Below are 2,876 nucleotides of genomic sequence, written 5' to 3'. Positions count from 1 at the left end.
CCGCGTGGCCCAGCGCCTCGGCCGTGGCCTCCAGCAGCACGCTGCCTGCGGGCGTGAGCTGCATGCTGCGGCTGTTGCGCGTGAAGAGGACGAGGCCCAGCTGTTCCTCCATCTCCTTGATCTGGTGGCTGACCGCCGCCGGGGTCAGTCCCAGTTCGTCGGCCGCACGCGTGAAGTTCAGGTGGCGCCCTGCGGCCTCGAAGCTGCGCAGGGCGCGCGTGCCCGGTGGAAGCTGGCGCATGGATCTTCAAATCTTTCTTGATGGAGCATCGAATACTACTTGCTTCCTCTTTTGGAACCGCCATCGAACAATCAAGAAAATTTGTTGATGGATGAATCCATGGAAACCGCCTCTTTCTTCACCAGCCTTATCGATGGACAGCCCGCGACGGCGGCCGAACTCGCCGCCCTGGCCTTTGCAGGCCATGCCCATTTCACGGCCATGCAGGTGCGCGGCGGCAGGCTGCGCGGGCTGGACCTGCATCTGCAGCGCTTGCGCCAGGCCTCGCTGGAGCTGTACGGCCAGGCCTTGTCCGATGACCATGTCCAGGCACAGCTGCGGAAGGCGCTTGCCAACGGCCCGCAGGATGTGTCGCTGACCGCCACGGTGTACTCGCCTGCCGGTGAATTCACGGCCGCCGATGCGCGGCCGCGCATGCTGGTGCGGACCTCGGCACCCGCCTCGGGCCCTGCCGGGCCCTTGAGCCTGGCGCTGTTCGAGCATGAACGCATGCTGCCCCACCTCAAGCATGTGGGCGAGGTGGCGAAGACGCATCTGCTGCGTCGCGCCGTAGCCCAGGGCTTTGACGATGCCGCCTTTGCCGATCGCCACGGCCGTATTGGCGAGGCCACCATCTGGAACCTGGCCTTCTGGGATGGAGATGCCGTGGTCTGGCCGCGCGCCCAGGTGCTGCCGGGCACGACCGAGTCCATGCTGCGCCGCCAGCTGCAGCGCATGGGCGTGGCGCAGCGCGAGGCCGTTCTGACCCTGGCCGACCTGCCCGACATGGCCGGCGCCGTGGTGATGAATTCATGGTCCCCCGGCATTGCTGTCAGGCGCCTGGCCGATGTGCATCTGCCGGATGCGCCCGGCTTCGTGCAGTTGCTGCACCGCGCGCATGCGGCCGAGGAGCCGGTTGCACCCTGAGCCCTCGCCATGAAAAAAGGGAGCCGCAAGGCTCCCCGTCTCTTCACCGGCGCGCGGCCGGACTCAGTTCAGCGCCATGCTGAGCTTGCGGCGGTAGCCGTTGACCAGCTGCGTGGCCTCGTCCTGCTCGGCCGCGCCCTTGCCCAGCAGCTCGATGCCGCCGCTGCTCTTGCCGGGGATGGCGTCCTGCTTCTTGGGCTTCGGGGGTGTGAGCAGCTCCAGGATGCCCACATAGAGCTTGCGCGCGGCCTGGCCGTTCCATTCCTTGTCGCGCATGATGATTTCCAGCAGCTCGTCCATGCTGGCTGCCCACTGGCCTTCGGCGGCCAGGGCCTGGGCCTTGCCGAAGCGGGTGTCGAAGTCGCGCTTGTTCTGTGCGATGACGGCATCGAACTGGGCAAACTCCCAGTTGCCGCGATCGTCGTTGTGCACGAAGAGCATGCACTGCAGCCATTGGTTGAGCGCCTCGAAGCGCGTGGCCTGGGGAATGCGCTTGAGCGGCTCGGTCAGCAGGGCGCCGGCCTCTTCGTAGCCGCCCGTGGCGATCAGCAGGCGCACGTAGTCGAAGCGCGCATCGTCGTTGGCTGGGTCGGCGGCCAGCGCATCGGCCAGCTTTTGCAGGGCGGCCTGCGTGTCGCCGGCTTCCAGCAGCTGGTGGGCCTCGTCGGCTTCGGCCTCGGCCGCCAGCTCGCCTTCGGAGGGCAGGTGCTTGTCCAGGAACTCGCGCAGCTTGCCTTCGGGCTGGGCGCCCATGAAGCCGTCCACGGGCCGGCCGCCCATCATCAGGATGCAGGTCGGGATGGAGCGGATGCCGAACATGCCGGCCAGCTGCTGCTCCTGGTCGGAATCGATCTTGACCAGCTTGAAGCGGCCTTCGTAGGCCACTTCCAGCTTTTCCAGGATGGGGCCCAGCGTCTTGCACGGGCCGCACCAGGGCGCCCAGAAGTCGACGAGCACCGGCACCTGCATGGAGGCGGCGACGACTTCGGCTTCGAAATTCTCAATGGTGACATCAATCATGTGATCAGACCCTGTGGCAAGGCGCGCGGCCAGGGCGCGCGAACTGTGGCGGTTCGGAGTTCGGCGGCCGGATGCCTCCGATGCGGACCGTGTGATTCTCCAGCAATTCCATGGCGTGGGCGCCATGGACGGCAACCACCCCAGTTGGGAGCCGGCTGCGTGCATTTCAAGCCGCCCGGCCGGGGACGAGGCGCGGCAGCGCTGGGCTATATTGGCGCGCTGAGCCGCCATTGCGGCCTGCCATCAACACAATGAGGGAGGGCTCGCCTTGATCAAGGTTTCGCAGCTGGTGTTCGAGTACCCGGGCCACCGCGCGCTGGACGGCGTCAGCGTCCATATCGCCGCAGGCACCGTCACGGCCCTGGTAGGGCCCAACGGCGCCGGAAAATCCACGCTGATGCGCTGCATCGCCGGGCTGGACCAGCCGCTGTCGGGCCAGGTCGAGGTGCATGGCATTGCCGTGCAGGAGCAGCCCCGCGAAGTGCACCGGCACCTGGGCTATCTGTCGGATTTCTTCGGCCTCTATGACCGCCTGAGCGTGCGGCGCTGCCTGCAGTACGCAGCCCTGTCCATGGGCGTGCCCCCGTCCGAGGCGCCGCAGCGCGTGGCGCACGTGGCCGGGCAGCTGGGCCTGGCCGACCTGCTGGAGCGCCTGCCCACCGAGCTGTCTCGCGGCCAGCGCCAGCGCGTGGCCATCGGCCAGGCCATC

General features: G+C 67.5%; 4 protein-coding genes. 2 read left to right on the top strand and 2 right to left on the bottom strand.

The window, feature by feature from the left end; all coding sequences use genetic code 11:
- Positions 1 to 241, bottom strand: a 241-nt coding sequence (locus tag L995_RS20480) for a LysR family transcriptional regulator (protein WP_047473335.1), incomplete at its 3' end; no start/stop codon positions are given.
- A 99-nt stretch (positions 242 to 340) separates the two neighbouring features.
- Between L995_RS20480 and L995_RS20475 the strand changes: the two genes are divergently transcribed.
- A complete protein-coding gene (locus L995_RS20475; protein WP_047473336.1) occupies positions 341 to 1,147 on the top strand; it encodes an aminotransferase class IV family protein in 807 nt (268 codons plus the stop codon).
- Positions 1,148 to 1,210: 63 nt separating this feature from the next.
- Here the strand turns inward: L995_RS20475 and trxA are convergent, their stop codons facing one another.
- Positions 1,211 to 2,167, bottom strand: a complete 957-nt coding sequence (trxA, locus tag L995_RS20470) for a thioredoxin (protein WP_047473332.1) — start codon at positions 2,165 to 2,167, stop codon at positions 1,211 to 1,213.
- A 268-nt stretch (positions 2,168 to 2,435) separates the two neighbouring features.
- Here trxA and L995_RS20465 point away from each other — a divergent pair.
- On the top strand, positions 2,436 to 2,876 hold a 441-nt coding region (locus L995_RS20465; RefSeq protein ID WP_047473331.1), incomplete at its 3' end, for an ATP-binding cassette domain-containing protein.

The organism is Delftia sp. ZNC0008 (assembly GCF_000799035.1).
In the GTDB taxonomy this organism is placed as follows: domain Bacteria; phylum Pseudomonadota; class Gammaproteobacteria; order Burkholderiales; family Burkholderiaceae_C; genus Comamonas; species Comamonas tsuruhatensis.
This window is presented reverse-complemented; position numbering and strand designations above follow the sequence as displayed.